Consider the following 24,974-nt stretch of genomic DNA (forward strand, 5'->3'; position numbering starts at 1 on the left):
ATGCCGCAAGTCAAACCTCTTGAATGTATCCGAGCGCTTGAAAGGCTTGGATTTGTTGTGCGCCATCAGTCTGGCAGTCATGTAATCTTACGTCATCAAAAGACTGGAAAAATTACTTCAGTTCCCCATCACTCTGGCGATTTGAAACGGCCATTATTGATGGCAATCATTAAGCAATCAGGATTTTCACAGGAAGAATTTTTAAATGTGTTATGACTTCAAACGAAATACGAAAAGCATTCACAGAATTTTTTAACGAGAGTGGGCATACAATTGTGCCTTCTTCGTCATTGATACCGGATGACCCATCGGTGCTTTTGACGACAGCCGGCATGCAGCAGTTTAAAAAGTATTATACCGGCGAAGCGGATGCGCAAGCTGATTTCGGCTCGCTGAATACCGTTTCGATTCAAAAAAGCTTCCGCACATCAGATATCGACGAAGTGGGGGATGAGTCCCATCTCACGTTTTTCGAAATGCTCGGTAATTTTTCGTTCGGCGGGTATTTCAAAAAAGAGGCAATTGTTTTTGCGCATGAGTTTATAACAAACGTGATGAGATTAACAATTTCATATGTAACCATCTTTGAGGGAAGCGCACATGTGCCCAAAGACGAGGAATCTCGGGCGCTTTGGCAGGAACTTGGCGTTGCAGACATCCGGGAAGAGGGAATGGATGATGTATTTTGGGGTCCGACAGGATCTTCGGGTCCCTGTGGGCCGACAACGGAAGTCTACTGCACCAATGCCCAAGGGAAGGATATTGAAATATGGAATATCGTATTCAATCAGTTCTTGTGCAGCGGTTCTCGGGAGGAGCTTGCTTCCGGCACAGCGCAACTATCGCAGCTCGAAACGCCAGGCATTGATACCGGGATGGGCCTTGAGCGTCTTGCCATGATTTCCCAACAAACACAGACTATTTTTGAGACAGATTTATTTGCGCCGCTTATGGAGCTTATACCGAGCAGTCTTGATGAGAGAACGCGGCGGATTGCCGCTGATCATTGCCGTGCGGTTGTTTTTCTCTTGTGCGATGGAGTTCGTCCGTCCAATAAGGAGCGTGGATATATCTTACGCCGCTTGATGCGCAGAGTTATAGTGCACGAGCATCAATCTCGCGAAGCTCTTTTTAACGCCCTCCATGTTCTGTTGAAGGTTGTTGATCTCTATGCTCCGTGGTACGGAGAACTTGCAAAAGCAATCGTACAAGAAGAATTTTCCAAGGAAAAAGAAAAGTTTCTCAAAACATTAAAGTCAGGCCTTAAAGAATTGAACAAGCTAGAAATAATAGATGCTGTTACAGCATTTAAACTCTATGAAAGCTATGGCTTGCCGTATGAAATTATCAAAGAAATCGGCGGTCCTAAGGCGGCCCACCTTACTCGAGATTGTTTTGATGCGGCATTCAAGAAACACCAAGAGATTTCTCGGGCAGGGCTTGAAAAGAAGTTTGGGGGGCACGGCCTTCTTCTTGATACCGGTGAATTGAAAGCGTCGGATGAGCGTGAACTGCACATTGTTACCCGTCTTCACACGGCTACCCACCTCCTACACAAGGCATTGCGCGATGTATTAGGTTCCGATGTCCATCAGCAAGGGTCCGATATTACCGTTGAGCGGACTCGCTTTGATTTCACCTTTGGACGAAAGCTCACACCGCAAGAACTAGAGCGTATTGAGAGTATTGTGAATGATGCCGTGCGCCAAGATTTATCCGTACAGTTTGTTGAATTACCCATAGACCAAGCAAGGGCGACAGGCGCACTGCATTTTTTTAAAGAAAAATATCCGGATCGCGTGAAGGTGTACTATGTCGGCCCCACACTTGAACAAGCGTTTTCAAAGGAGTTCTGTGGCGGGCCCCATGTGGCACAAACGGGAGAAATTGGACATATAACCATTGTCAAAGAAGAGGCGTGCAGTGCCGGTGTGCGGCGCATCCGGGCTGTTGTTGATGTACAATAACAGTGAATTCTCCTCGAGGGCCTTCCTGTTCAAGCTTTTTTCTGACATCAGAGATTATTCCGCGGTAGATTGTTTCATGAATTTTTGTGAGCTCTCGGCCAACGATTGTATAGGAGGTGGGAAGTACGGCTTCAATCGACAGAAGAGTTTTGATAATGCGATGCGGTGATTCAAAGAGCACGACCGGTTCTTCACTTCGTGCCATTTTTTCAAAAAATGATTTCCGTTTCTTTTTGTGTGGCGGAAATCCCATGAACAAAAATGAATTCATGGGAATACCTGCAACCGATGCAAGGGTGCTCACAGCGGATGCGCCGGGAATGGGAATGATTTCCAAGCCGGGTCCGCAGTGGCTGATAAGGGTTGCTATGAGCTCGTTGCCGGGATCAGATACTCCTGGGGTGCCCGCATCTGTCAATAGCGCAAGCACCGACCCGCTCTGCACCATGTGGATAATCTTATCAATAACAGCGGTTTTACTATGCTGGTGATAAGAAAGAGTTGGAGTGAGTATGCCATAATGACGCAAAAGTTTACTTGTCGTTCGCGTGTCTTCACAGAGGATGAAATTGGCCGTTTTGAGGATTGATATGGCTCGAAATGTTATATCCTCAAGGTTTCCGATGGGGCTTGCAATACTATATATTTTCATATGCATATAATCATAGCGCATTAAACGGGTATGTAAAACCTTTACAGGGAGCATATTCTTTGATACTATTGACACTATTGGAAAAAGAGGGTAGAGTGGAGCAGGTAAGTAGATGGCGAAAACCATATCACTCTTTTGGCTAGTGGAGAGCGATTTTTTCTTTATTTTTAGACAGGACTGTTCATGAGCGAAACAACTGCCGAGAGCAAGGCGTTTATCGAAGCTGAAGGCGAGGTAATCGAACTATTGCCTGCCGCAAGCTTCCGCGTACGCCTTGACAATGGCCATGAAATATTGGCTCATTTGTCTGGTAAGATGCGCATGCATCGCATACGGTTGCTTCCGAGTGACAGAGTTAAAGTACAGATGACGCCCTACGACTTAACGAAGGGACGTGTTATTTTTCGCTTTTAAGCCCCCTATGAAGGTCCGATCATCAGTAAAAAAAATTTGTTTGAAATGCAAAACCATCCGTAGAAACAAGCGTGTGATGGTGATTTGTGAAAATCCAAAACATAAACAGCGCCAAGGCTAATATATGGCATTACGTATTGCAGGCTATGTCCTGCCTCAGCAGAAAAAAATAGAGTATGCATTGCCGTATTTGTACGGCATAGGCTTGACATCCGCACGCAAGGTGCTTCAGACTGTTGGTGTAGATGGACAAAAACGCACCAAAGACCTCACCGAAAGCGAATGCAACAAATTGCGAGAATATATCGAGAAACATTTCCGTGTTGAAGGCGATTTGCGGAGAGAAGTCCAGACAAATATCAAACACCACAAAGAAATCGGCGATTATCGCGGCAGCAGGCATAGTAAAAAATTGCCTGTTCACGGCCAGAGGACAAAAACAAATTCCCGAACCGTTCGCGGCAATAAGCGAGTGACTATGATGTCGGGTAAACGTATCGCAACCAAAACATAATTGAGCCTATGTCTGATCAAACATCACAACTATTCGGAGATCTTGGCGTTGAATCTGCGCCGATAGAAAAGGTTGAAAAAAAAGAAGGTTCCGGTGTAAAAAAGAAAAGCAAAAAGAAGGTATACCGTTCTATTCCTGTTGGAGCTGTGCATATCAAAGCAACATTCAATAATACGATAGTCACTGTGACCGATGCGCATGGCAATGTGCTTGGCTGGGCTTCAGCGGGCGGTTGTGGTTTCCGAGGGCCCAAAAAGGCCACACCCTATGCTGCAAGCGTGATTGTTAAGCAGGTTATGGAACGCGTAAAACCCTATGGACTCACTGATGCTTCAGTATTTGTAAAAGGTGTCGGCTCTGGCAGAGAAGCGGCCGTTCGTGCATTGAATGCCAACGGTATCAATGTTATTGCACTCAAAGATGTAACTCCTATTCCTCATAATGGATGCCGCGCTCCTCGCGTACGAAGAGTCTAGTAGGCACTACAAGAATATATGTCACGCATACTTGATAAATGCAGATTATGTCGCCGAGCAGGAACAAAGCTCTACTTGAAGGGTGATCGTTGCTATACCCCCAAGTGCGCTATTGTAAAGCGAAATTATGCCCCAGGCATGATTAGCACCAAAAAGAAGGGAAAATCCCGCTTAACGCCATACGGCATTCAGCTCCGAGAAAAGCAAAAGGCACGATTCTACTATGGCATTACCGAAAAGCAAATGAGCAATTATTTTAATCGCGCAAGCCGTTCATTGGGCAATTCCGGAGAAATTTTTATGCAGCTGTTAGAAACGCGCTTGGATAATGTTGTGTATCGCTTGGGATGGGCGAGCTCGCATCAAAAAGCGCGCCAACTTGTGAATCACGGCCACATTATCGTAGATGGTAAGAAAGTCACCATTCCATCTTATCGCGTAAAAGCAGGACAATCGATCGGTGTCAGACAGGCATCTCAACCGGGCAAAATGTTCCAAGAGGTGATGCCTGTGCTCGAAAAAGTGCAAGTGCCAGGGTGGATCCATTCGGAGAAGAAGTCTCTTGAGGGAAAAGTTGTCGGTATGCCGACACTTACTGAAGTGAACCCACTCTACGATGTCCGTCTTATTACAGAATATTATTCACGTTAATTACTCGCTCATTATTTTTTCTTTATGGAGCTTATTCCTTTACCAACCAAGCTTGAATATACTCCCGGGAGTAAACCCAACGAGACTATTCTTACCATTGAACCGCTCTATCCGGGGTATGGCATTACACTTGGTATTGCAATGCGCCGCGTTCTTCTTTCATCGCTTGAAGGGGGCGCTATTGTTGCCGTTAAAATTAAGGGTGTAACGCACGAATTTTCAACATTACCGTATGTTAAGGAGGATGTTGTAGATCTTATCCTCAATCTGAAACAATTGCGTTTTAAGGTGCATACCGATGAAACAGTAAAGCTAACGCTTAAAGCAAAAGGCGAAAAACAAGTGACTGCCGCAGATATTGAACCAACGCAAGACGTAGAAATTGCGAATCCCGGCGACGCTATCTGTTCACTAACAAATAAAAACGCTCAGCTTGAAATGGATTTGTTCGTGCGCAAGGGCCGCGGTTATTTGCCGACTGAAGCGCGTGAAAAAGAAAAGGAAGACATTGGCACTATTACCGTTGATGCGATTTTTACGCCCATTCGAAATGTCGGAGTGCGTGTGGAAAATGTCCGTGTGGGTCAGATGACGACCTATAATAAAATAGTCCTTGCGATCGAAACAGATGGCAGTATCAGTGCCGAAGATGCCGTGAAGCAAGCTGCTTCCGTACTTGTTGAACAATTTCAATTCTTACTTGGCAAACAAGAAGAAGCGGCATCAGAAGAAGGTGGTGAGAATGTCGAAGAACAGCCTGAATTTTCTGATCTTTCCGAGAATCATGCAGATGAGGAAGTTGTTAGTTCTGAAGAAGAAATTAAAGAACCAAAAAAAAGAGGCCGTCCCCGCAAAGGTCTCTAACTCATGAGTATGCGTCACCGAAGCACCAAAAAAACACTCGATCGAAAAGCGTCAGCTCGCAAAGCGCTGTTGCGCATCCTGGCATCGCAGCTGATTCTGTATGAAAAGATTCAGACAACCGAGGCCAAGGCAAAAGCACTAAGGCCGTTTGTTGAACGGTTGATTACGCATAGTAGAGTCGGCACATTAGCTGCCAGGCGCTATCTCATGAAGTATTTAACTGTTGAAAATGCGGTTAAGAAATTATTGGAGGATATCGGTCCCCGCTACAAGGAGCGCCCGGGCGGATATACCCGCATAATAAAAATAGGCCAACGCCAGGGGGATGCTGCCCATGTTGCGCGCATCGAACTTGTCTAAATCTATGAAAAAAAGCGTAACAAAAAAACCAACTCTCAAAGAGAGAAAAACGCACACTTTTGATGCAAGCGGCCAAGTGCTTGGGCGGTTAGCCACACGCATTGCAACATTGCTGCGCGGCAAACACAAAGTGAGCTATCAGCCCCATATTGACGGCGGCGATTTTGTTGTTGTGACAAATGCTAAACAGGTAAAAATCACAGGTTTAAAACTGGAGCAAAAAAAATATTATCACTATTCCGGATATCCGGGAGGCATGAAAGTTAAACAGCTCGGTCACATGATGGAAAAAGACCCTTCCGATGTTCTGCGCCGTGTTGTGTATCAAATGCTTCCTCCCACACGTTTGCGGAAGGGCATGATAAATCGTCTCACTATCCAATCCTAATGAACCTCTATGGTAGAAGCAAAACCAAAATCATCGATTAAAAAAGCTGCTGCTCCGAAAGTTTCTCGAGTAAAAAAAGAACCTGTTGCGCCAGTGGCTTCCTCATCTGTTCAGTATCGAGCGGTGGGCAGGCGGAAGGAAGCCATTGCACGCGTGAGAATCACGGAAGGAACAGGACAATTTGTTGTAAATCAGAAGCCCGTTGAACTCTATTTTCCTTCATTTGTTATGTTGCAAACAGTTCAAGCGCCCCTTATTCAAACAAATACAAAAGATTCACTTGATATATCGGTAAAAGTTCTAGGCGGAGGATTTCGAGGTCAAGCAGATGCCGTACGGCACGGTATTGCCAGAGCATTGTTGCTCATGAACGAAGATTTTCGTAAAACACTTCGAAGTCTCGGCTTCCTTACGCGGGATCCTCGTATTAAGGAGCGGAAAAAGCCCGGACTCAAACGTGCTCGCCGCGCACCCCAATTCTCAAAACGATAAAGCAAAAAAGAGCCTCGCATTCAGAGGCTCTTTTGGTATAATGGAGGTATGTCGCTTCAGAAACAAACAATGACCAAAAACACCGCGATGTTCTTGCTTTCGATTGCAGCGCAAAAAGCAATGACCCTCGTGTATTTTGTCATTGTCGCAAATGTATTTGGTCCAGCCGAGCAGGGAAGATATAGCGCCGCATTGGCATTTACCACATTATTCGGCGTATTTGTTGATGTCGGAACATCTGCCATGCTGACGCGGCAGTCAGCACGCGATGGAAGGGGTGTTGAGAAAATGGTGCGCCAAATGTTTTTTTCTCGCATTATTCTTGGAATTGTGGTGTATGGAAGCATGATCGCACTTTCTCACGCGCTCAATTATCCATCTGAGCTCATCTATCTTATTTCCATCGCCGGTATTGCCGCAGTAATCGATACGTGTTCTGTTGCAACATGGTCGGTTATCCGCGGATTCCATAACTTAACCAATGAAGCTATTGGAGGAGTGCTCGCAATAGGAATAATGGTTGGGCTAGGCGGGAGTGCAATAGGATTACACCTACCTCTCGAATACCTTGTGTATGCTGTTCTTGCCGGAAGTGTTGGAAATTTTTTGTATGCCTTGTGGGTGCTATCGCATAAGCTCCATATATCGTTTGTGCCGCTGTATGATTGGCACACACTCAAAGAAATGGTACTATTATCGCTTCCATTTGCCGGAGCTGCTATTTTTTCACGAATATATACCTATACGGACGCAACACTCCTTGCGTCGATTGCAGGAGAAGAGGCTGTCGGTTGGTTTATGGCTGCAAATAAAATGATTCTTGCTCTCAACCTTATCCCGTCATCACTCTCAGCAAGCCTGTATCCGACATTAAGCTCGTTTGCGCTTTCATCACCGCACAGAATTTCATCAATGCTTGCAAAAACGCTATATGTCCTCATACTCATCGTGGTGCCCATTGCTGCAGGTATGGTGATCTTGGCTCCACATATCGTATCTGTTTTTTACAATAACCATTATCTTCCAACCATCGGCGTTATGCAGGTGTTAAGTATTTCCATGGTATTTGGATTTCTCTGTTTTCCTTTTGGAGCGCTTTTTGCAGCAACGAATCAACAGCAAAAAAATACGATCCTCTACGGCATTGCCGCTACTCTGAGTATTGTGGGGAATATTTCACTTATAACACTGTTTGGCGTTGTGGGTGCGGCGTTAACAGCTCTAGTAGTTTCTTGTTTTATTTTTCTTGCCAGTCTTGCATGGTCGCAGGCCTACTGGAAGCCGGAAATGCCTTATCTGATCCGCTCAACGCTCAAAATAGTTCTTGCAACCGGAGGGATGGCACTGGTGCTATTGAGTATTGGAAATGCTCTTCCCTTTGCCATAGTGCTCATTGTCGGTTGTGCTACATATATTCTCTTCTGTTTTGCATTGCGTATTGTAACAAAAGCAGACGTCATGCTTGTTGCCAATTCATTAATGAGGAAGGGAGATCTTGGGGTATCAGCACCTACCGATGTATGAAAAAAACACTTCTTGTTACTATGGATTTTTATCCGTCAGTGGGAGGCATTGCACAATATTGGATGGGCCTTTCTGATGAAATGCCGCCTTCTAATTGGGTGATTCTTGCTCCGGAACTTCCGAGTGGTGTTAGAGAACGTCCCGGTGCATATATTGTATACCGCAAGCCATTTCTTTCGAGATTCTGGTTTCCTAAATGGCTTAAACTTGTTTTTACTATTATTGATATTGCAAAAAAAGAAAACATTCGATGTATTATTGCAGGGCAAATACTGCCAGTAGGAAGTGCAGTGCGTATCGCATCGTTCTGTACGGGGATCCCGTACTGTATATCCCTTCATGGGATGGATTTGGGGATGGCAGGGCGGTCGCGAAGAAAAAAAGCATTGGCCGCATCTCTTCTTAGGCATGCGCAAGTCATTCTGGTAAACAGCACCTACACGTTCCAGCAGGTACAAACATATGGAATTGAACAAAAACGCATCTCGCTGCTATATCCTTGTTCGGTTACTTTTGAAGAGAAAAACGATACTCCAAAAACATCTGATCACTTCCCGATACTCCTGACAGTTGCGCGTCTCGTGAAACGAAAAGGGCATGAGTATGTCATACGGGCGTTGCCAAAACTCATTGAATCATTTCCAACATGTATCTATAGTATTGTGGGGGGTGGGCACATGCGCCGTGATCTCATGAAGCTTGTTCGCGAGTTATCACTGGAGCAGCATGTAGATTTTGTCGGTATTGTTTCTGATGAGATGAGAAAGAAGTATTACCGGGAATGCGATATATTTGTTATGGCGCCCTATGAAGAACTTGGCGATGTCGAGGGGTTTGGTATGGCCTACATTGAAGCAAATAGTTTTGGAAAGGCCGTCATAGGCAGTCGTAGCGGTGGCATTTCCGATGCTATTATTGATGGAGAAACAGGTCTCTTGGTTTCAGAAAAAAACAGCAGTGAAATAGCTGATGCCGTTTTGCTTCTCACTCGCGACCCTGAACTGTGCAATCGGCTTGGCAAGCAAGGGCGTGAGCGCGTACAAAGGGAATTTCGATGGGAGATCCAGGCACAAAAATTAAAAAATATTCTTACGTATGTATGATCTCAATTATTATTCCCGCACTCAATGAAGGAAAGGTACTGCCTCGAACGCTTGAGAGTATTTTTAGTCAAACGTACAAGGATATCGAAGTTATTTATATCAACGATGGATCCACTGATACCACGGATGAAGCGATCAAGCCCTATCTCGACAGAGTTACCTACATCAAACACGAAAAAAATGTTGATAAACAAATAACGCGAAATGAAGGTATTGCCGCTTCCCGCGGAGAATACATTATTGTGTGCGACGCCGATGTTATCATGCGCCCGGATTGCTTGGAAAAAATGTTTCAAGCATTGCAAGAGCATCCGGAATGTTCATTTGCGTACTCTTCATTTAAGTGGGAATGGAAACTATTCAAAAGCTATCCTTACGATGTTGAGTTGTTAAAAAAGATGAATTATATCAATATGGCATCTCTTGTGCGACGTGAGCACCACCCAGGATTTGATACTGCGATAAAAAAATTTCAGGACTGGGATGTATGGCTTACAATGTTAGAGCTGGGCTATACGGGAATTTATATTCCGGAGGTATTGTATTCAACAGGTGAAAATCTTAAGCGAGAGGTGCGCGTTGGTTTAAGTAAGTGGCTACCCTCGTGTATGTACAAAATTCCATGGCGTCGACTGGGTATCCATATCGCATCTATTGAAAAATATGAACGTGGAATGGAGGCAATTAAACAGAAGCATCAATTATAATGAATTGAGCTCATCAAGCAGTGACGCATCAGAAAGGTTATAGGGGCCGATTGAGGTGCGCATGAGCTTTTCGCAATACGCTCCGCCTCCAAGTGCTTTGCCGATATCGCGGGCTAATGCGCGAATATAGGTGCCGCTCGAGACTGAACATCTAATTGTCAGAAGTGGCCACGAATATGAAATAAATTCGATTGAATAGATTGTTATTTGTTTCGGCTTGAGGTCGGGTTGTATTCCTTCTCTCGCGAGTTCGTATGCCTTTTTTCCTTTGATTTTTTTTGCGCTAAAATTCGGCGGCATCTGATCAAATGTTCCGATAAAGGATTGGAGTGTTTTCTGAATTAATGTTGGCGTAATTGGTGATTCCGGCGGATTAGATGTTATCTCACCGGTGCAATCATCGGTTGTACTTGTTCCACCAATTTTTATAACAGCTTCGTATGTTTTATCCATGGTCAAGAACTCAGATTGCCGCTTTGTCTGCTCTCGCCCGACAAGAATAATCAAAAGTCCTGTTGCAAACGGGTCAAGTGTGCCCGCATGTCCAACACGCTTAATTCCCGTTTGTTTTCTGACTCTATCAACGATGTCGTGCGATGTTGGCCCGGAAGGCTTGTTGATGAGTAATAGCTCATTTTGTCTAGTGTCGTTAGTCACAATAATAATAATAATTCCTTTATTTTATAATCAAATATAATAGTTAGGCTAATAGGTATTGACAAAACATCAAAATTGTGCTATACTTGCTTCGATCTAATCATACATTATTACCCAACTATCTATGGGGCTTGAATATCCACAGTTTAATCTTGAAGGAGCTGATGGTCAACCACTGCAAGGAAACGTTGGAATTCTTACGCTTGAAGAGCTCGAATATATGATGGCATCGATCTCGCCTTCTGCCCCGCTTGGCATGATAGGTGAAATACCCGAAGCGCAAAGTAAGGAACATAAAAAATGGAGGGACTAACCAACGTTTTATTTTCCAGCGATGCGAAGGAGAAGCGCACTATCAGGGAAGATTTCAGGGACAAGAAAGGCCATAGGCATTGCAAAACAGGCTTTAATTAGTATAATGGAGAGGTTATGAAACTCTCCATTGTCATTGTTAGTTGGAATGTGCGGGAACTACTCAAAGAATGCCTTGAGTCGGTATTGTGCCATGCGCCGTCTTTTCCATTTGAAGTTTTTGTTGTTGATAATAGTTCGTCGGACGGAAGCGCCGAGATGGTACAAAAGGATTTTTCAAACATTAGTCTTATTGCAAATCCGGATAATCGCGGATTTGCTGTTGCGTGTAATCAGGCTATCCGGCAGGCGAAGGGAGAGTACATTCTTCTTCTCAATCCCGATTGCCATGTTATTGAGCATACTCTTGATCAATTCATTTCCTTTTTAGATGATCATAAGCGGGCGGGAATTGCAGGGTGCCGCATACTCAATCCGGACGGATCTCTCCAGAAATCAATCAGGCGATTCCCAATAATTTTATCGCAATTGCTGATTTTTTTTAAAGTTCACCATGTGCTGCCGAATATTCCAATACTTCGACAGTACCTAGCCGCAGATTTCAATTACGACAGTGAACAGTATGTCGATCAGCCAATGGGTGCTGCATTCATGATACGAAAATCCTGTTTGGATGAGATTGGACTCTTGGATGAGCGATTTTTTATCTGGTTTGAAGAAGTGGATCTCTGTAAGCGTGCTCACGACAGAGGTTGGGAAGTCTGGTATACACCCCTACCAACTGTTATTCACCATAAAGGACAGAGTTTTAAAAAACAGAATATTGTACAAAATCAAATTAATACATTTACAAGTTGCTCGCAGTATCTATGGAAGTATTTTGCGTGGAAAAGCATAGTGGCGGTTTGCTGCATGAGATTGTACGTTGCCCTTTTAGCGATCTCTAGAATGAAGCTCTTCTGGTCAATCATTGCGCTCGAGCTTATTTCGATTGCCGGCTATTTTTTTGAACCATTGAATGTGTTTGGTTTTTTGTTTGTGGTCTTGCTGACATTTGCACTTTCTGTTCAGAAGCTTGAATACGGTTTGGCACTAGTGGTGGCAGAGCTGGCAATTGGTTCAAAAGGGCACTTGTTTTCGCTTGGCATTGGGGATGGCGCTATCAGTGTTCGTATGGGCATATTCTGCGCGCTATTCCTTGCATGGGTTGTATATGTTGCGTCTGGCATACTACAGAAAAGAAAAAATACTTTTTCATTCTTACGTTCATCCTATGCCCCATGGTATGGGATTATTGGCATTGTGAGCATTGTTGCAATCATTACCGGAATAGCGCGCGGCACTTCGCTTGGTGCAATCTATGCAGATGCAAATGCTTGGATATTCTTTCTCCTTGTTCCTATTTGTTGGGATACCGTTCAGTCCAGAACACAATTTTTATTATTTGCAAAAGTGTTTATTGCTGCAAGTGCGACGCGCATTGCAACAATTCTTGCGCTCTTTTACATCATGGGGCATAAGGGATTCGGCTTTGATGTGATCTATTCAGTATACCGTTGGGCGCGAACAACGGGCTTAGCGGAAATCACCCAGTTCGATTTCAGTGTTTCGCGCATCTTTCTTCAAAGCCAGATCTATGATCTCATCCTTTTTTGCATACTCATTATGATATGCGGAAGCCTTCTTCATTCCCGTAAGATTCTTTCACGAACAAGTATACTGCTACTAGCCGTAGGCGCCATTACTTCGATTATCGTGAGTCTTTCACGAAGCTATTGGCTTGCAGTCATTTTGGTAATTCCTTTTATTGTGTATTTCATTGTTCGTTATTATTCATGGAAGGTGTTGGTTCGAACAGCACTCTTGTTTGCCGCTCTTACCTGCGCATCGCTTATTGTGCTTGTTGTTGTTTCGCGTATACCAATTCCTTCAACAGAAGGAGGATTTGAATTTGATATCCTAGCTAAGCGCGTGAGTGATTTGGGGGAAGAAGCAGCAGCTGCAAGTAGATGGAATTTGTTGCCCGTGCTTATCGACACAATTCGCGCAGAACCGCTTTTGGGATATGGTTTCGGAAAAGCCGTTACCTATTACTCAAAAGATCCGCGCGTACTTGAAACCAATCCAAGCGGAGCGTTTACAACATATGCGTATGAATGGGGGTATTTGGATATGCTTATTAAGTTTGGATTCATAGGATTTGCAGTATATCTTCTGTTTTTGGGTACCCTTCTTAAGAGGGGATGGCAGTATATCGTCTCGACACCAGACGGTCAAACACGTGCGCTAAGTATCGGGCTATGGTGCGGACTTGTCGCGCTATTGATAACTCATATGTTTTCGCCCTATCTGAATCACCCTTTGGGTATTGGGTATATCATCGCATACTCGCTTTATTTTGATGTGATTCAGAGAAGAGCAATCATTTCGACATAGTGATTCTAGAGTAAACTTCTATGTCCATTGGCAAATTCAGCGCCGCTCATTGATTTCTTTCCTTCAAGTTGTACTGTGTCGAGCTGAAGAATGCCGGGAGTGCAACGTGCATATAAATACTTCTTTCCGTTCTCGGATTTAGTAAAGAATGTTGTAGGTGGTAGTAGTTCATCATTTTTGTCGCCTAAAACCAATAGCGCTTCTAAAATTTTTAATCTTTTTCCTTGGATAACCGTCCATGTGCCAGGCTCTGGATTGAGTGCGCGGATTTTTCGGTCAATTATCTCTGCTGATTCAGCAGAGAAATCTATACTACCATCATCAAGATTTAGTAATTTCGTATATGTTGCTTGTGCGTGGTCTTGTTCGGTATATTTTACCGCATTGCTTTCTATTTTTGAGAGGGAATCTATAAGTAATTGTATCCCCACTTCAGTTGTTTTTTTTCGTAATGAGATAATCGTTTCGCGCATTTCAAGCTGTATTTTTTCTTGCGCTATGATCGGTCCATGATCCATTTTTTCATCTAAGTGCATAATCGTTACACCGGTTTCTGAATCGCCATTCAATAAAGCCGTCTGCAGTGGAGAGGCTCCACGATATTTTGGAAGGAGTGATGGATGGATATTGATGCAGCCTTTGTGCGGGATATCGAGAATAGATTTTGGAATAATCTGTCCGAATGCAACAACGATAATCATATCCGAGCTAAGATCGCGAATAGCATTAGTCCATTGAGTGTCGCGAATATGTTCCGGCTGCAATACTGGAATACCGTGGGCAAGCGCACATTTCTTTATTGGTGTAGGTTCGATGGTCTGTTTGCGGCCACTAGGACGGTCTGGTTGGGAAATAACAGTGCAAGGATTGAATCCGGCTGAGATAAGCCCTTCAAGATAGGGGACGGCATATTCAGGCGTTCCCATGAAAATAATGCGAGATGTGTTCATAATGGGCTCTTGATGTTTTTTAATGCAGGATTTGTGAGGTGTAAGGTTTGCCATAATAATTGGACATACTATACTAAGGGATATCATACTGCGTTACGTATCATATTGCAAAACACAGTATATATCAACGAGTTATCTGAAATGTGGCTTTCTTAAAATCATTTTACTCAACATAACCTGAATGACGTATGAATTCAAAAATAGAGTTAGCTATGAATCACGAAAGAGAAATAGAAATCAGCAAGGAAGACCGTGAAAAACTAAGGCAGCTTGAAGATTCAATGTGGATAGCTGAAACACGGTTTGATAGAGCATATATGGAAAGTGTACTTGCTCCGGATTTTTTTGAATTCGGGCGATCGGGGCGCATATACCAACGGGAAGATACACTCGGGGCGCGTGGTGATGAAATCAAAGCAAGGTTACCTTTTAAAAATTTTGAATTACGCCCCGTCGTTCAAGATGTCATTCAGGTTACTTACACCAGCGAAGTCGAGTATAATGGAGAAGTAGAGGTCGGTAACAGAAGCTCTATCTGGGTCAAAACTCCAAAAGGATGGAAGTTAAAATTTCATCAAGGAACGCCCGTAAACAAATAAGAAAGCCGCACATCGTACAATAGCGTGTATGCGGCTCGGCTGATGTCTCGACCATATGGCGTAATGATGAGAAAAATTGTATCATTGCGCCACATCGCATACACGCGAACGTTGTACGAAATTTGTAATATTTTCATCCCTCATTTTTACTATGAAAAACTCTAACACGTGCCCATTTGGAGAAAAATTTCAAAAGTACTGGGACAAAAGGTACCAATTATTTTCTAAGTTTGACGAAGGCATCCAAGTTGATGAACAAGCATTGTTTTCTATCACTCCAGAACAACACGCGATTGATCATGCCAAGAGGTTGAAAGGAAAAATCGTCCTTGATGCTCTTGGTTGTGTTGGTGGAAACGCAATCGCGTTTGCTCAATATTGTAAAAAAGTTTATATGATTGAACTAGATGAGAATCGTATTAAAATGGCTGAAAACAATGCTCGCGTATATGGTGTCAGCAATAAAATAGAGTTTATTCATGGTGATTATTTTGATGAGGCACCAAAAATTGAAGCAGATGTAGTTTATCTTGACCCGCCGTGGGGTGGCCCAGATTACATAGGTCTGAAAAAATTCAAATTGGATAATTTTTCTCCAAATGGGCATGACATACTTGAGCTAGCTTTTAAGCATTTTCCTCAGGTAGTAATGAGAATTCCAAGAAATTTTGATCCGAAGGAACTTAAACAACTTAAACATGAATTTGAAGAAATTGACGATTACTCTGGTGAAAAGCTAGTTACAAAAACAGTCTATTTCAAATGAACTGGACGGTATAAAATATTACAAACATCGTACAACTAACGATATCTGGTTCCGCTACGCTCCATAAAAACTTCCTATATCCCTGACGTTATTCAAAAGCGCGGAGCGATTTTGAATAACACCGTCATACAGTTCAGAAAATAGCGATAAATTTTTAAATTTCAATAAGATATCGCTAATTTCCTCACCCAAACCATGCAATTAGTTTCCATCCCTTGAAAACATATAAACTAATGTGTAAGATAGTTTATATGATAAAAAACTAGCAAACTATCTATGAAAATTGAAATTGGCCTAAATATAAAACAAAAACCTGGAAAAATTCTTACACAATGAAAAATTAACTCTTCCCCTAATCCATATCGCACTTACCCACGCCCAATTTGAAACGATTCACCCATTTCTTGACGGCAACGGCAGAACAGGACGACTGCTAATTACCATGCTTTTGTGCCACCGCGAAATGCTTGAGCGGCCAGTGTTATTTTTATCGTCATATTTTAAAAAACACAAAAAAATTTACTACCAAAAACTACATGATTATCATTTTGGCGAGGTTGAATCATGGGTTGATTTTTTTCTTGACGGTATTATTGAAACAGCCAACGATTCAATATCTATTTCAAAACAAATTACAAAACTGCGAGAAGACGATATGGCAAAAATTCAAGCGCTGGCAAAAAGAGAATCGGAAAGCGGTGTTTTGGTATTGCGAAAATTGTATGCTCAGCCGATTGTCTCAAGTAAAACAATAATGGAGTGGACAAAATTTTCTCGCGTCGGAGCCCAAAAACTTATCGACAGATTTATGAACCTTGATATTCTTGAACTGAAGGACGCCAAAGAAACTTACGACCGCACTTTTGTCTATCGAAAATATATTGATATTTTCATGAAATAATCAGAGCAGCGATATGGCTACAGGGCGTTCATCCCTACCCCTATGCAATATTGATTGATGAATTCACCCCCATGATTGAGCTAAAAAAACTAAAAGTGAAAAAATAATTTACACCCGATACAACAAGTTATATGAAATTAACTTTGTCCCGCCTAACAGCGAAACCATTATAAATATTTAATTTCTTATCATAAATAACAGCAATAGTATGATCGAACTAGAAAAAACCTACTTGGCAAAAAAACTTCCTGAAAATTTGAGAAGTTGCAAATTCAAGGAAATTATTGATGTATATTTACCTGAAAATAGCGAACATCCAAAATTAAGAGTCAGGAAAAATGGTAATAAGTTTGAATTAACCAAAAAAGAGCCTGTGAATGACGGAGATGCTTCACATCAAGAGGAACAAACAATAATTCTTACTGAAATTGAATTTAATTCTTTGAATCAACAACTTAAAGGTAAAAAAGTTAGAAAAATTAGATATTTTTATGATCATAATGGTCGAATTGCAGAATTTGATGTTTTTCAAGATGAGTTAGTAGGGCTTGTAGTTGTTGATTTTGAATTTGCAACCTTAAAAGAAAAGGAAGATTTTCAAATTCCAGATTTTTGCCTTGTAGATGTAACTCAGGAAGTTTTTATAGCCGGTGGAATGATTTGTGGTAAGTCTTATGAAGATATTGAAGATAATTTGAAGAAGTTTGAATATAGTAAGTTATTTCTTGAATAAATTTTTCTTTTGAATTAATGATGACGCCTATTATGACTAGCGATATTCCTAACAATTTTTATAGAACAAGCATCAAGGCCCTTATTTTAGACGATGAGAAAAGATTTCTGCTTCTACTTGAAAATAATGGATTGTGGGAATTGCCGGGTGGTGGCCTTGATTTTGGTGAAAAACCTTATGATTGTTTGGTGAGGGAACTAAAAGAGGAGATGAGTATTGATGTAACGCACATTAATAGACAACCATCATATTTTGTAACAGCACCCCGCACCAATGAACAGTGGAAATCAAATGTGCTTTATGAAACAGAAGTGAAGGATTTAAAATTTACGCCCTCGGATGAGTGTGTGGAGATAAGGTTTTTCACCAAAGAAGAAGCATTGAAGGAAACTCTTTACCCAATTGTTAGGGAGTTTATAAAAGAGTACGATCCTGCTAACCACGAGACAAAAAAGAACATCATCTAAGGGTGCGTTAATCGACATCGCTTCGCTCGTCGACTAATGTCCGCGCCTACCGTCGCTGTTATCCAATCCTCGCTTCTCGACGATCGCCTAACAGTGTATAGCAGGTTCAAGTAATCAACACCTCTTATCCCTCTCAAAATTATGAAAGTTTTTATTGAAAATGAAGCTGGTTCAGACCAAAAAAATCTCTACAACGAGAAAACTTTGGAGTACAAAAAGACTGTAACGGTATCGAGAAAATATCCCTACTCTTACGGATTCATTCTTGACACAACAAGCGGCGATGATGATAACGTGGACGCCTTTATTATCACTGACAAGGAGTTGAAAGCTGGTCAAATCGTGGAATGTGAACCTGTCGGGTTGATGGAGCAGATGGAAAAGTCGTGGGATAAGTCTAAGGGCGATGTAGAAGAAGTAGATCACAACGTCCTCATGATTTTAGAAGATAGCGGTCAAAATATTGTCAGTGATAAAGTAAAAGATAGCCTCACGGATTTCGTGCTCCATGTTTTTGACCACATTCGTCCAAACAAAAATCGGGTAGGGAATTTTCTCGACAAGGAACAAGCATTGAAATATATTGAAAGCTGTAAAGATGTTTAACCAAGACGGGATAAAAATTTTCAACATCCGATAATAAGGTAATAGGCGGTTCCGTGGCCGACGGGGTGATTTTTTGGGTGGAATTTGGGTGGAATTTATTCTTGAAGTAAATCGAAAGACTATGATAGAAAACAAAGTCAGCAAAAACAAAGTTATTCTGATGTATGGAAAATTTTCGGAAAAGATTGACGGTACGCCTATTATTGATATTCCATTATGCAATCCAAGTAACGAGGGTAATTGGATGGGCTGGACGAAAAAAGAGTTAGAAAAGAAAAATTATGAAGCATACACTCCACAAGTGACAAAAGTTTGGGAAGCACCATACAACGAATGGAAAAAGGTGATTGACGAAATTGGAGTTGATGAGAATACTACACTTGTTGGACTCAGCGCAGGAGGTGCGGCTGTAACAAGATATATTATTGAAGAAAAAAAGCAGATTAAAAAATTAATATTAATTGCGCCAGCAAGATATTCCGAAGGGGGTGTTGATCTGTCTTCAACGAGTCATGAATTTTACGATTTTGAGATCGGCGATTCTGTAAAAAAGCAGATTAAGAATGGTGTTACTATTTTTTATGATACAGCGGATTCTATTGTAAAATCGGTACACGTACAAATGTATAAAGAACAACTCAATGCTAAGGTCGTACTGGTTGAAGGTTATGGTCATTTCTCTTTTCTCATTCCCACGTTTCCCCTATTATTAAAAGAATTACTTGCAAGCCACGACGAATAAAATTTCCTCAAATCTGAATTTAATTTTTGGCCGAAAAAATCCCTCCGTCGGCCATGGAACCGCATCCACGCGGACGTTAGGTGCAATATCATTTTAATCTATTTTCTATATGGCAGACACAATTCTACTAAACAACGAAGATTATCACATTGGCGAGGACGGCCTTCCTTGCCTGATTCACTATGCACCAAAGGCTGGCGGCTCTCATTTCTCGGTAGTGATGGTCGCTGATTTGTTTTTACGAGGGTCAAAGATACTATTTCTTACAGCGTATCCAATGGCTAAGGATAATTTTTTGCAACAAATTAAAGGAGAGGAATCAAAAACTGCTTTTATCACCGATGAAGGTCAACTTAATTCAAACGCCCATGCAATCATTCTAGAAAGTGGAAATGAAAAACTCTTTTTATCCGCTATGGAAATGCTTGATGATCTAAACGAACGCGTCGTTGTTATCAAAAACATGGAAGTATTCAGTGATACAGTTATTGATTCTTGTCTGAAACTGCAAAAAATCATCCTTTCTGGCGACATTGATAAGAGTTCTGCTAAAAAACAAATCAGTGAGAAGCAATATAAAACGATAGTCCTTTTCAGCAAGTCAGAAATTTCGTTGAAAGTCGAACCACCAGAACTTGAAAAGTACACAGGCTATCTATGGAGTGACGGCAAGGAAGGCCTTGTGAGTGTCCGAATGAAAAATTAATTAAAATGATACTCTTCGCCCCAGCTCTCGAGACGTTCCACTCGAGCTCGGTCCTCAGTGCTTCTAGCTGCGTTTTGTGTTTGTTCTATCGCAGCTAACTCACCAATATTTGCGGCTGCTACCCCTTTGTTGTAATATATGGCAAGCATTGCATATTCAGAAACGTTAAGTAAAATAGTTTATTTATGTATGGAACAAAATCAATTTAGCCGGTATGCCCAGATGCATATAGACACAGCCAAACAATCATTTGACGTTGATTTGAAATATGATGAAGAGTCCGTCTTGAAACTTGATGATATTATTCAATCGGCTTGGCCCGAGAAGCCACCAGTCCAAATAGATAGTGTTATACTAGTATTTGGCAGTTTCTTGGGTGAAGCCATTAAACACACTCTTGGTGGTGAATGGGTAAGAACAGAGCAGGGATGGGGTGTAAAAATTGGCGAAGCAACTTTGATGGTATTTACTAAGGTCAAGAAAAGGTTGTTAAATGGTATGGAAGATTCTATTTCCTACTATTATCAAAGCACGAAGATGATGTTAAATAATAATTTTAAAGATTTTAGATAAATATATCCTATGTCATCAAAACTCCATATTGTGGCCATTACGGCATTCATCAAAAATCCGGAGAAGGACAAATTTTTGGTCGTAAAGCGAAGTATGCATGAAATTGCCTATCCTGGAAAATGGGCGTTTCCGGGAGGGAAGACTGAACGAGGCCAAACAATTCTTGAGACATTGAAACGAGAGGTATTGGAAGAAGTTGGACTTGAAGTTGAAGATTACAAAAAATTTCTTAAGGATTTTACCTTTGTCCGCCCTGATAATGTCAATGTTGTTGGACTTTGTTTTGAAGTGATCGCAAAACCAGGAACAATTGCTCTTGCAAAAGATTTCGATGAGTACAAATGGATTGTACCCAATGAACTCAAGGATTTAGATTGCATTGAGGGAATGGAAGAGGAAGTGAGAATAGGATTTGGTTTATGAAAGTAGAGTCATTCACTCCATCTGGTTATGTAGCTGAATTGTTTGAAAAAAGAAAAAGTGGATCTGGACGGGAGAGTGCAAAAGAAGATCCTTTTTTGAAACAAGCACAAGTTGGAATTAGTGCAATTTGCGATCAATTTAATAATTCTGAGGATAGAGTGAAGGAAATTATTAATAAACTAGATCCATTTTTTGAATGGGTTGATAAAAGTCTTTTGTCAAAGGGTCAAATTTCAGAAATAAAACGGTCATTATTGCAGTGTGCAGCTATTCATAATAAGAAAAAGTTTTTAGGCGCTGTTATTACGGTATTACAGCCTGCCATGGAAATAAGAAAAGCGCATGCTGCAGAATTTGAAGAAGCGCATGCAAAAGCCATGAATGAGTCAGAAGGATTTACTGAAATCAACAGGCTATTATCATATGGAAAGTCCAGTGATTTAATCCATATTCATGCATCACTAGGAAAAACGGTTGAAAATAAACTATCATTATATCGCAGCGGACTGAGAAAACTGGCTGAAATAATTGATAGAGATCCGGATATTAGGCGTATTACAGCAACCTCTCCATTGGTTGCGCAACACCCAGGATTATTTACAATAGCTGGTTTTGCAGTTGAGGATATTTCTGATGATGTTAGAATGCTACATTTCAAAAATGAAAAACAGGAAATTAAAAGGGCTTCCATTAGCCGGGAAGATTTTTTAAAAAAGTTTTTAAAAAAATAGAGCGCTCAGATCTGCGGGACTTTGCAGACTTTTTCCGCTTTGTCGATAAACAGTATGCCGTCGATATGGTCGATTTCATGCTGAAAAACTCGGGCTTGGAGTCCTGATGCTTTTATTTTTTTCTTTAAACCATTTCTATCGCAGTAGGTAATGGTTACGCTCTTCCATCGCTTGACACTGCCAAATAAATTGGGTACCGAGAGGCACCCCTCATCGCCGTTTTCCTTGAAAAGTGAATGTTGGATAATAACGGGATTGATAAGAATAATGGCTTCATGTTTTGCTTGTCGGAAATATTCATAGTTATGCGGATCCGGGGTTGTTACAATCAGCCGTATGCTTTGGTTTACTTGGGGAGCCGCTAAACCTATCCCGTCTTTTTCATACATTATCGGAACCATATCATCAATAAGTTTCTGAAATGACGGATCACTAAAATCCTCGACTTCGCGTGCTCGCTGTCGGAGTACCGGGTTGTTGTCGTGAATTGTGACAATAGGTAAAGTCATAGTGAAATACCTAGAGTATACTAGAACGTTACTGGGTCAATGTCAATAAGCCAGTCATCAGAAATTTCATTGAAAAATGTTTCAAGCTCTCTCGGCAGGGGATCAATACTGCCTGTTTCACGGTTTATTCTGATAAGAAAATAAGGCCTCTGGAGTGAACGCATAGAGCTTGTCCGAAATAACGTAATCAGGTGTTTCATCGGTGCGATAGTAGTACGCATTTTTTTCATAAGCATTTCGGATGCATCGGGAATAAGCGCCGTGTGGTGGCGAGCTATGATTTTTACAAGACGGCTGTATGGAGGCCAGGAAAATCGTTTTCGCATGGCTTCCTGCCAATCGCAGAATTCTTTCCAGTCTGCACGGTAGAGCGTCTGGATAAAAAGCGAAGTAGGATCGAATGATTGTACAACTGTCGTAATGCCAAATGTTGTTGCAAGAGCCCGTAAGCGCATGAGTGTTTGCCATTGGTACTCGAGCGATCTGAAATCGATGAGCGATTGCAGGGGGTCTCCAAGAATAATACCAATACATCCTATGCGGTCGAACCATTCCCAATGCTGCTGGAATGCGTGCGACGTTCCAATGATAATATGCGTTTGTATATCTTTTTCAATGTTACTATCTTCTTCTTTCGAAGTTTTTTTTTCCATACTCATTTCAACTACCGATACATTCGGAAAAAGCAAACGAAGTGTATTGGCAACTTTTTCGATCCCAACTCCGGAGAACCGAATGTCATGGGATTTGCAATGGGGGCAGTGCGGTGGGAGTTGTTCCGTGTGTTCACATGCCGTACATCGAAGGGAATGCGTACGCACAGAGAAGCGCATAGGGAGCTTGCATTGTTCACACGCGAAAACATGTGAGCACACCGAACACTGCGCGAGTCCGGCATATCCTTTCCTGTTTAAAAAAAGAAAGACACCTTTTGATTCCGAAAGAGATTGCGAAATAGCGTTTTGCAATACATCGCTAATAAATGCCGTGTTGCCACTTCGAAAATGGTCTTTCAGATTAACAGTTTTAATGAATGCTAATGGTGTATGCGATTGTATCGATCGAATTGGAACTGAAGTCTTGAGCGATTCATGCATTATTTCGCATGACGGCGAGAATGTGAGAAGTGTATGACTAATGCTTCTGCTCTGTGATATATATTCCACAACTGCTCGTGTAGAAAAACGCGGGTTCTGGTCGTATTGTTTGTAGTCTTTTGACTCTGCATCAAGAACAATAATATGCTCAAGTGAAGGGATATTCCACATCAGTGCATGCCGTGTTGATATGATAAGGTGGCACATTTCTTCGGCCGCAAGATCATAGGCATTTGCAAGTGATGATGCATTTGTTTCACTGGTAATACAGAGAGTGTCGTTGGGAAAGAGAGGAGCAAGAAATGCATGAATAAATACTGCATCATGGATAGATGGCGTAAGTATGAGTACTTGTTTTTTTTGTTCTTTACTATCCCGACAAATGTTGGTGATGATAGATAGGTAGCCTTGCCAGTCAGCAGCAACAATGGTCGAACGCCCATTTGGCACTGAAATGTCGCTCCGTTCGCCAACCACAATATGCGGAATAGTTATTGAGGATGGTTTTGAAGAATTTCTGTTCTTGCGAGGTTGTACAGGAATAAATAGGTATGTTGCGCGTGCAAGTGAAACCCCATAATAACGAGCAAACCACTCAATAGCTGTTTTTTGATACTCTGATAGATAGGGAGTTTTTCGTATAATTGCATCAATGCATTTAAGGTTCTGTTCGTTTTGCGCCACTTCATTTCGAATGTCCCACACAATTCCTTGGATTTTTTTATTCCTAAATTTGATTGCGACTAACTGTCCTAGGCACAAGTCGTGCGCAATGATGTCTGGCACTTCATAATCAAAATAATCGCAATGCCGTGCGAGTTTGAGTATGGGGACAATTGCTGCGATCATAGCAGTTTTCTAGAAGGTATACGAAATAATATAGTAACCCACACCCAAAGGGCCTTCATATGATTGGAAATGTGGCTTGAAGTTCATGTGGTGGAGCATGCCACCCAAGAGGACAAATGCGTTAAGTCCGCAAACTCCCGCATGGAGAGCAGCATCTTTTTGGAATGAAGTGATTTTTCTCACCGGCATGCGGCGTGAACGAAAAAGGGTAATGATATCTTGGTCAACAACTGTCGCTTCAAGCCGCAATCCTAACGGAGCGTCGGCAGTGAGGGCATGGGAGAGATCGCCGGACGCAATGACGGCAATACGCTTGTCCGATTGCTGTATAATCTTTTGGAGTACTTCGCCGTATGTCATCAATGTTTTGAATGAGCAGTCAGGCGGTTGAATAACAACGATTTTAGTCCCTAGTGCGTTCAAAAGAATAAGCGGAACGCTTGCGCTATAGTCTAGCTTTTCATCACTATTGAATTGTGAGAGGATGTGTTGTTCTTCAAGACCTCTTTTAATCGCAAGCGCTAGCACCGTATCGCATTTTATTTCTTTCTGGGTCACAAAATCCCCGAATTCTTCAAATGTTGCTTTTACTATTTCTCCGGTTTGAATGGTGAATGTATCCGAAATGCCCTTAGAGTCGGGATTGGTAATGACAAGAATAGTATCAATAGTGCATTCTGAAAGTTCGACAGCAACTTTTGCAAAACTTTGAGAAGTCACCGATACTTTGTCGGCAACATCTTTTCCAATAGTAGGAAGAAGGATGGGGGAGTGGGGGAGGATGGCACTATAGACAATGGGCATA

At 41.8% G+C, this 24,974-nt stretch carries 33 protein-coding genes; 27 read left to right on the forward strand and 6 right to left on the reverse strand.

Annotated elements, in window-relative coordinates:
* Together AAB400_00360 and AAB400_00365 are read left to right on the forward strand one after the other, a co-directional pair.
* Nucleotides 1-216: a type II toxin-antitoxin system HicA family toxin gene (locus AAB400_00360; protein ID MEK7648354.1), complete on the forward strand. Its 216-nt coding sequence runs from the start codon at nucleotides 1-3 to the stop codon at nucleotides 214-216.
* A complete protein-coding gene (locus AAB400_00365) occupies nucleotides 213-1,967 on the forward strand; it encodes an alanine--tRNA ligase-related protein (GenBank protein MEK7648355.1) in 1,755 nt (584 codons plus the stop codon). The genes AAB400_00360 and AAB400_00365 overlap by 4 nt, the downstream gene beginning before the upstream one ends.
* Here the strand turns inward: AAB400_00365 and rsmI are convergent.
* Entirely contained in the window at nucleotides 1,906-2,625 is a 720-nt protein-coding gene (rsmI, locus tag AAB400_00370; GenBank protein MEK7648356.1) for a 16S rRNA (cytidine(1402)-2'-O)-methyltransferase, read from the reverse strand. The genes AAB400_00365 and rsmI overlap by 62 nt on opposite strands.
* A 177-nt stretch (nucleotides 2,626-2,802) precedes the next feature.
* On the opposite strand from rsmI, the gene infA reads away from it, so the two are divergent.
* From infA to AAB400_00430, 12 genes are read left to right on the forward strand one after another with little or no spacing between them, the layout of a single operon-like run.
* On the forward strand, nucleotides 2,803-3,033 hold the full coding sequence (gene infA / locus AAB400_00375; GenBank protein ID MEK7648357.1) for a translation initiation factor IF-1: 231 nt from the start codon (nucleotides 2,803-2,805) through the stop codon (nucleotides 3,031-3,033).
* Nucleotides 3,034-3,040: 7 nt separating this feature from the next.
* A complete protein-coding gene (gene rpmJ / locus AAB400_00380) occupies nucleotides 3,041-3,154 on the forward strand; it encodes a 50S ribosomal protein L36 (GenBank protein MEK7648358.1) in 114 nt (37 codons plus the stop codon).
* A 3-nt stretch (nucleotides 3,155-3,157) separates the two neighbouring features.
* Entirely contained in the window at nucleotides 3,158-3,547 is a 390-nt protein-coding gene (rpsM, locus tag AAB400_00385) for a 30S ribosomal protein S13 (GenBank protein MEK7648359.1), read from the forward strand.
* Between the two features lie 8 nt (nucleotides 3,548-3,555).
* On the forward strand, nucleotides 3,556-4,023 hold the full coding sequence (gene rpsK, locus AAB400_00390; protein ID MEK7648360.1) for a 30S ribosomal protein S11: 468 nt from the start codon (nucleotides 3,556-3,558) through the stop codon (nucleotides 4,021-4,023).
* A gap of 18 nt (nucleotides 4,024-4,041) precedes the next feature.
* Nucleotides 4,042-4,674, forward strand: coding sequence for a 30S ribosomal protein S4 (gene rpsD, locus AAB400_00395; GenBank protein ID MEK7648361.1), 633 nt, complete (start codon nucleotides 4,042-4,044; stop codon nucleotides 4,672-4,674).
* Nucleotides 4,675-4,698: 24 nt separating this feature from the next.
* Nucleotides 4,699-5,538 (forward strand): DNA-directed RNA polymerase subunit alpha, encoded by an 840-nt coding sequence (gene rpoA, locus AAB400_00400; protein MEK7648362.1) that lies wholly within the window; start codon nucleotides 4,699-4,701, stop codon nucleotides 5,536-5,538.
* Between the two features lie 9 nt (nucleotides 5,539-5,547).
* Nucleotides 5,548-5,898: a 50S ribosomal protein L17 gene (gene rplQ / locus AAB400_00405; GenBank protein ID MEK7648363.1), complete on the forward strand. Its 351-nt coding sequence runs from the start codon at nucleotides 5,548-5,550 to the stop codon at nucleotides 5,896-5,898.
* Nucleotides 5,899-5,902: 4 nt separating this feature from the next.
* Nucleotides 5,903-6,286 carry a 50S ribosomal protein L13 gene (rplM, locus tag AAB400_00410; protein MEK7648364.1) on the forward strand — a complete coding sequence of 128 codons (384 nt, stop codon included), beginning with the start codon at nucleotides 5,903-5,905 and terminating at the stop codon, nucleotides 6,284-6,286.
* 9 nt (nucleotides 6,287-6,295) lie between these two features.
* Nucleotides 6,296-6,778 carry a 30S ribosomal protein S9 gene (gene rpsI / locus AAB400_00415; protein MEK7648365.1) on the forward strand — a complete coding sequence of 161 codons (483 nt, stop codon included), beginning with the start codon at nucleotides 6,296-6,298 and terminating at the stop codon, nucleotides 6,776-6,778.
* Nucleotides 6,779-6,826: 48 nt separating this feature from the next.
* Nucleotides 6,827-8,302 (forward strand): flippase, encoded by a 1,476-nt coding sequence (locus tag AAB400_00420; protein ID MEK7648366.1) that lies wholly within the window; start codon nucleotides 6,827-6,829, stop codon nucleotides 8,300-8,302.
* Nucleotides 8,299-9,405 (forward strand): glycosyltransferase family 4 protein, encoded by a 1,107-nt coding sequence (locus AAB400_00425; GenBank protein ID MEK7648367.1) that lies wholly within the window; start codon nucleotides 8,299-8,301, stop codon nucleotides 9,403-9,405. Before AAB400_00420 ends, AAB400_00425 begins: the two co-directional genes overlap by 4 nt.
* Entirely contained in the window at nucleotides 9,402-10,112 is a 711-nt protein-coding gene (locus AAB400_00430) for a glycosyltransferase family 2 protein (GenBank protein MEK7648368.1), read from the forward strand. The genes AAB400_00425 and AAB400_00430 overlap by 4 nt, the downstream gene beginning before the upstream one ends.
* Here AAB400_00430 and truB read toward each other — a convergent pair.
* On the reverse strand, nucleotides 10,107-10,769 hold the full coding sequence (truB, locus tag AAB400_00435; protein MEK7648369.1) for a tRNA pseudouridine(55) synthase TruB: 663 nt from the start codon (nucleotides 10,767-10,769) through the stop codon (nucleotides 10,107-10,109). The two genes, AAB400_00430 and truB, sit on opposite strands and share 6 nt — an antisense overlap.
* A 124-nt stretch (nucleotides 10,770-10,893) precedes the next feature.
* Here truB and AAB400_00440 point away from each other — a divergent pair, with 124 nt between their 5' ends.
* Both AAB400_00440 and AAB400_00445 read left to right on the forward strand, forming a co-directional pair.
* Nucleotides 10,894-11,082: a hypothetical protein gene (locus tag AAB400_00440; protein ID MEK7648370.1), complete on the forward strand. Its 189-nt coding sequence runs from the start codon at nucleotides 10,894-10,896 to the stop codon at nucleotides 11,080-11,082.
* A 116-nt stretch (nucleotides 11,083-11,198) separates the two neighbouring features.
* Complete coding sequence (locus AAB400_00445; protein ID MEK7648371.1) at nucleotides 11,199-13,517, forward strand: glycosyltransferase; 2,319 nt, start codon at nucleotides 11,199-11,201, stop codon at nucleotides 13,515-13,517.
* Nucleotides 13,518-13,522: 5 nt separating this feature from the next.
* On the opposite strand, the gene fmt is transcribed toward AAB400_00445, so the two are convergent.
* Nucleotides 13,523-14,467 (reverse strand): methionyl-tRNA formyltransferase, encoded by a 945-nt coding sequence (gene fmt, locus AAB400_00450; GenBank protein MEK7648372.1) that lies wholly within the window; start codon nucleotides 14,465-14,467, stop codon nucleotides 13,523-13,525.
* A gap of 188 nt (nucleotides 14,468-14,655) precedes the next feature.
* Here fmt and AAB400_00455 point away from each other — a divergent pair, with 188 nt between their 5' ends.
* The 11 genes from AAB400_00455 to AAB400_00505 all read left to right on the forward strand — a co-directional run bounded on the left by AAB400_00455 (nucleotide 14,656) and on the right by AAB400_00505 (nucleotide 21,714).
* Nucleotides 14,656-15,066 carry a nuclear transport factor 2 family protein gene (locus tag AAB400_00455; GenBank protein MEK7648373.1) on the forward strand — a complete coding sequence of 137 codons (411 nt, stop codon included), beginning with the start codon at nucleotides 14,656-14,658 and terminating at the stop codon, nucleotides 15,064-15,066.
* Between the two features lie 151 nt (nucleotides 15,067-15,217).
* Entirely contained in the window at nucleotides 15,218-15,832 is a 615-nt protein-coding gene (locus AAB400_00460; protein MEK7648374.1) for an RsmD family RNA methyltransferase, read from the forward strand.
* 442 nt (nucleotides 15,833-16,274) lie between these two features.
* On the forward strand, nucleotides 16,275-16,733 hold the full coding sequence (locus AAB400_00465; GenBank protein ID MEK7648375.1) for a hypothetical protein: 459 nt from the start codon (nucleotides 16,275-16,277) through the stop codon (nucleotides 16,731-16,733).
* 208 nt (nucleotides 16,734-16,941) lie between these two features.
* Entirely contained in the window at nucleotides 16,942-17,466 is a 525-nt protein-coding gene (locus tag AAB400_00470; GenBank protein ID MEK7648376.1) for a hypothetical protein, read from the forward strand.
* A gap of 32 nt (nucleotides 17,467-17,498) precedes the next feature.
* A complete protein-coding gene (locus AAB400_00475; GenBank protein MEK7648377.1) occupies nucleotides 17,499-17,933 on the forward strand; it encodes an NUDIX hydrolase in 435 nt (144 codons plus the stop codon).
* A gap of 141 nt (nucleotides 17,934-18,074) precedes the next feature.
* Entirely contained in the window at nucleotides 18,075-18,539 is a 465-nt protein-coding gene (locus tag AAB400_00480) for an inorganic diphosphatase (GenBank protein MEK7648378.1), read from the forward strand.
* A gap of 121 nt (nucleotides 18,540-18,660) precedes the next feature.
* Nucleotides 18,661-19,281: an alpha/beta hydrolase gene (locus tag AAB400_00485; protein MEK7648379.1), complete on the forward strand. Its 621-nt coding sequence runs from the start codon at nucleotides 18,661-18,663 to the stop codon at nucleotides 19,279-19,281.
* Nucleotides 19,282-19,390: 109 nt separating this feature from the next.
* Entirely contained in the window at nucleotides 19,391-19,987 is a 597-nt protein-coding gene (locus tag AAB400_00490) for a hypothetical protein (GenBank protein MEK7648380.1), read from the forward strand.
* 138 nt (nucleotides 19,988-20,125) lie between these two features.
* A complete protein-coding gene (locus AAB400_00495; protein ID MEK7648381.1) occupies nucleotides 20,126-20,560 on the forward strand; it encodes a hypothetical protein in 435 nt (144 codons plus the stop codon).
* Nucleotides 20,561-20,569: 9 nt separating this feature from the next.
* Nucleotides 20,570-20,983, forward strand: coding sequence for an NUDIX domain-containing protein (locus tag AAB400_00500; protein MEK7648382.1), 414 nt, complete (start codon nucleotides 20,570-20,572; stop codon nucleotides 20,981-20,983).
* On the forward strand, nucleotides 20,980-21,714 hold the full coding sequence (locus AAB400_00505) for a hypothetical protein (protein ID MEK7648383.1): 735 nt from the start codon (nucleotides 20,980-20,982) through the stop codon (nucleotides 21,712-21,714). The genes AAB400_00500 and AAB400_00505 overlap by 4 nt, the downstream gene beginning before the upstream one ends.
* A gap of 5 nt (nucleotides 21,715-21,719) precedes the next feature.
* Here AAB400_00505 and def read toward each other — a convergent pair whose 3' ends face one another.
* The 3 genes from def to AAB400_00520 are packed head-to-tail and all read right to left on the reverse strand — an operon-like array spanning nucleotide 21,720 to nucleotide 24,973.
* Entirely contained in the window at nucleotides 21,720-22,223 is a 504-nt protein-coding gene (gene def / locus AAB400_00510; protein MEK7648384.1) for a peptide deformylase, read from the reverse strand.
* A 20-nt stretch (nucleotides 22,224-22,243) separates the two neighbouring features.
* The gene (locus AAB400_00515; GenBank protein MEK7648385.1) at nucleotides 22,244-24,169 is read right to left on the reverse strand and encodes a hypothetical protein; all 1,926 of its coding nucleotides are present in this window, start codon (nucleotides 24,167-24,169) and stop codon (nucleotides 22,244-22,246) included.
* A gap of 9 nt (nucleotides 24,170-24,178) precedes the next feature.
* Nucleotides 24,179-24,973, reverse strand: coding sequence for a class III extradiol dioxygenase subunit B-like domain-containing protein (locus tag AAB400_00520; protein MEK7648386.1), 795 nt, complete (start codon nucleotides 24,971-24,973; stop codon nucleotides 24,179-24,181).
* Nucleotide 24,974: the final 1 nt, after the last annotated feature.

The sequence above is a fragment of the Patescibacteria group bacterium genome (genome assembly GCA_038065255.1).
GTDB lineage: Bacteria > Patescibacteriota > Patescibacteriia > JACQRZ01 > JACQRZ01 > JBBTRI01.

Bases quoted from the DNA above. Each gene is read 5' to 3' on its own strand.
- AAB400_00500 (MEK7648382.1), top strand. From the start codon at position 20,570: ATGTCATCAAAACTCCATATTGTGGCCATTACGGCATTCATCAAAAAT.
- AAB400_00430 (MEK7648368.1), top strand. From the start codon at position 9,402: ATGATCTCAATTATTATTCCCGCACTCAATGAAGGAAAGGTACTGCCT.
- AAB400_00490 (MEK7648380.1), top strand. From the start codon at position 19,391: ATGGCAGACACAATTCTACTAAACAACGAAGATTATCACATTGGCGAG.
- AAB400_00365 (MEK7648355.1), top strand. From the start codon at position 213: ATGACTTCAAACGAAATACGAAAAGCATTCACAGAATTTTTTAACGAG.
- fmt (MEK7648372.1), bottom strand. From the start codon at position 14,467: ATGAACACATCTCGCATTATTTTCATGGGAACGCCTGAATATGCCGTC.
- AAB400_00520 (MEK7648386.1), bottom strand. From the start codon at position 24,973: ATGCCCATTGTCTATAGTGCCATCCTCCCCCACTCCCCCATCCTTCTT.
- AAB400_00485 (MEK7648379.1), top strand. From the start codon at position 18,661: ATGATAGAAAACAAAGTCAGCAAAAACAAAGTTATTCTGATGTATGGA.
- AAB400_00440 (MEK7648370.1), top strand. From the start codon at position 10,894: ATGGGGCTTGAATATCCACAGTTTAATCTTGAAGGAGCTGATGGTCAA.
- AAB400_00425 (MEK7648367.1), top strand. From the start codon at position 8,299: ATGAAAAAAACACTTCTTGTTACTATGGATTTTTATCCGTCAGTGGGA.
- rpmJ (MEK7648358.1), top strand. From the start codon at position 3,041: ATGAAGGTCCGATCATCAGTAAAAAAAATTTGTTTGAAATGCAAAACC.
- rpsM (MEK7648359.1), top strand. From the start codon at position 3,158: ATGGCATTACGTATTGCAGGCTATGTCCTGCCTCAGCAGAAAAAAATA.
- infA (MEK7648357.1), top strand. From the start codon at position 2,803: ATGAGCGAAACAACTGCCGAGAGCAAGGCGTTTATCGAAGCTGAAGGC.
- AAB400_00460 (MEK7648374.1), top strand. From the start codon at position 15,218: ATGAAAAACTCTAACACGTGCCCATTTGGAGAAAAATTTCAAAAGTAC.
- AAB400_00420 (MEK7648366.1), top strand. From the start codon at position 6,827: ATGTCGCTTCAGAAACAAACAATGACCAAAAACACCGCGATGTTCTTG.
- AAB400_00515 (MEK7648385.1), bottom strand. From the start codon at position 24,169: ATGATCGCAGCAATTGTCCCCATACTCAAACTCGCACGGCATTGCGAT.
- AAB400_00465 (MEK7648375.1), top strand. From the start codon at position 16,275: ATGCTTTTGTGCCACCGCGAAATGCTTGAGCGGCCAGTGTTATTTTTA.
- rplQ (MEK7648363.1), top strand. From the start codon at position 5,548: ATGCGTCACCGAAGCACCAAAAAAACACTCGATCGAAAAGCGTCAGCT.
- rpsK (MEK7648360.1), top strand. From the start codon at position 3,556: ATGTCTGATCAAACATCACAACTATTCGGAGATCTTGGCGTTGAATCT.
- rpoA (MEK7648362.1), top strand. From the start codon at position 4,699: ATGGAGCTTATTCCTTTACCAACCAAGCTTGAATATACTCCCGGGAGT.
- def (MEK7648384.1), bottom strand. From the start codon at position 22,223: ATGACTTTACCTATTGTCACAATTCACGACAACAACCCGGTACTCCGA.
- rpsD (MEK7648361.1), top strand. From the start codon at position 4,042: ATGTCACGCATACTTGATAAATGCAGATTATGTCGCCGAGCAGGAACA.
- AAB400_00475 (MEK7648377.1), top strand. From the start codon at position 17,499: ATGACTAGCGATATTCCTAACAATTTTTATAGAACAAGCATCAAGGCC.
- AAB400_00480 (MEK7648378.1), top strand. From the start codon at position 18,075: ATGAAAGTTTTTATTGAAAATGAAGCTGGTTCAGACCAAAAAAATCTC.
- rsmI (MEK7648356.1), bottom strand. From the start codon at position 2,625: ATGCATATGAAAATATATAGTATTGCAAGCCCCATCGGAAACCTTGAG.
- AAB400_00445 (MEK7648371.1), top strand. From the start codon at position 11,199: ATGAAACTCTCCATTGTCATTGTTAGTTGGAATGTGCGGGAACTACTC.
- rplM (MEK7648364.1), top strand. From the start codon at position 5,903: ATGAAAAAAAGCGTAACAAAAAAACCAACTCTCAAAGAGAGAAAAACG.
- AAB400_00505 (MEK7648383.1), top strand. From the start codon at position 20,980: ATGAAAGTAGAGTCATTCACTCCATCTGGTTATGTAGCTGAATTGTTT.
- AAB400_00360 (MEK7648354.1), top strand. From the start codon at position 1: ATGCCGCAAGTCAAACCTCTTGAATGTATCCGAGCGCTTGAAAGGCTT.
- AAB400_00470 (MEK7648376.1), top strand. From the start codon at position 16,942: ATGATCGAACTAGAAAAAACCTACTTGGCAAAAAAACTTCCTGAAAAT.
- AAB400_00495 (MEK7648381.1), top strand. From the start codon at position 20,126: ATGGCAAGCATTGCATATTCAGAAACGTTAAGTAAAATAGTTTATTTA.
- AAB400_00455 (MEK7648373.1), top strand. From the start codon at position 14,656: ATGAATTCAAAAATAGAGTTAGCTATGAATCACGAAAGAGAAATAGAA.
- rpsI (MEK7648365.1), top strand. From the start codon at position 6,296: ATGGTAGAAGCAAAACCAAAATCATCGATTAAAAAAGCTGCTGCTCCG.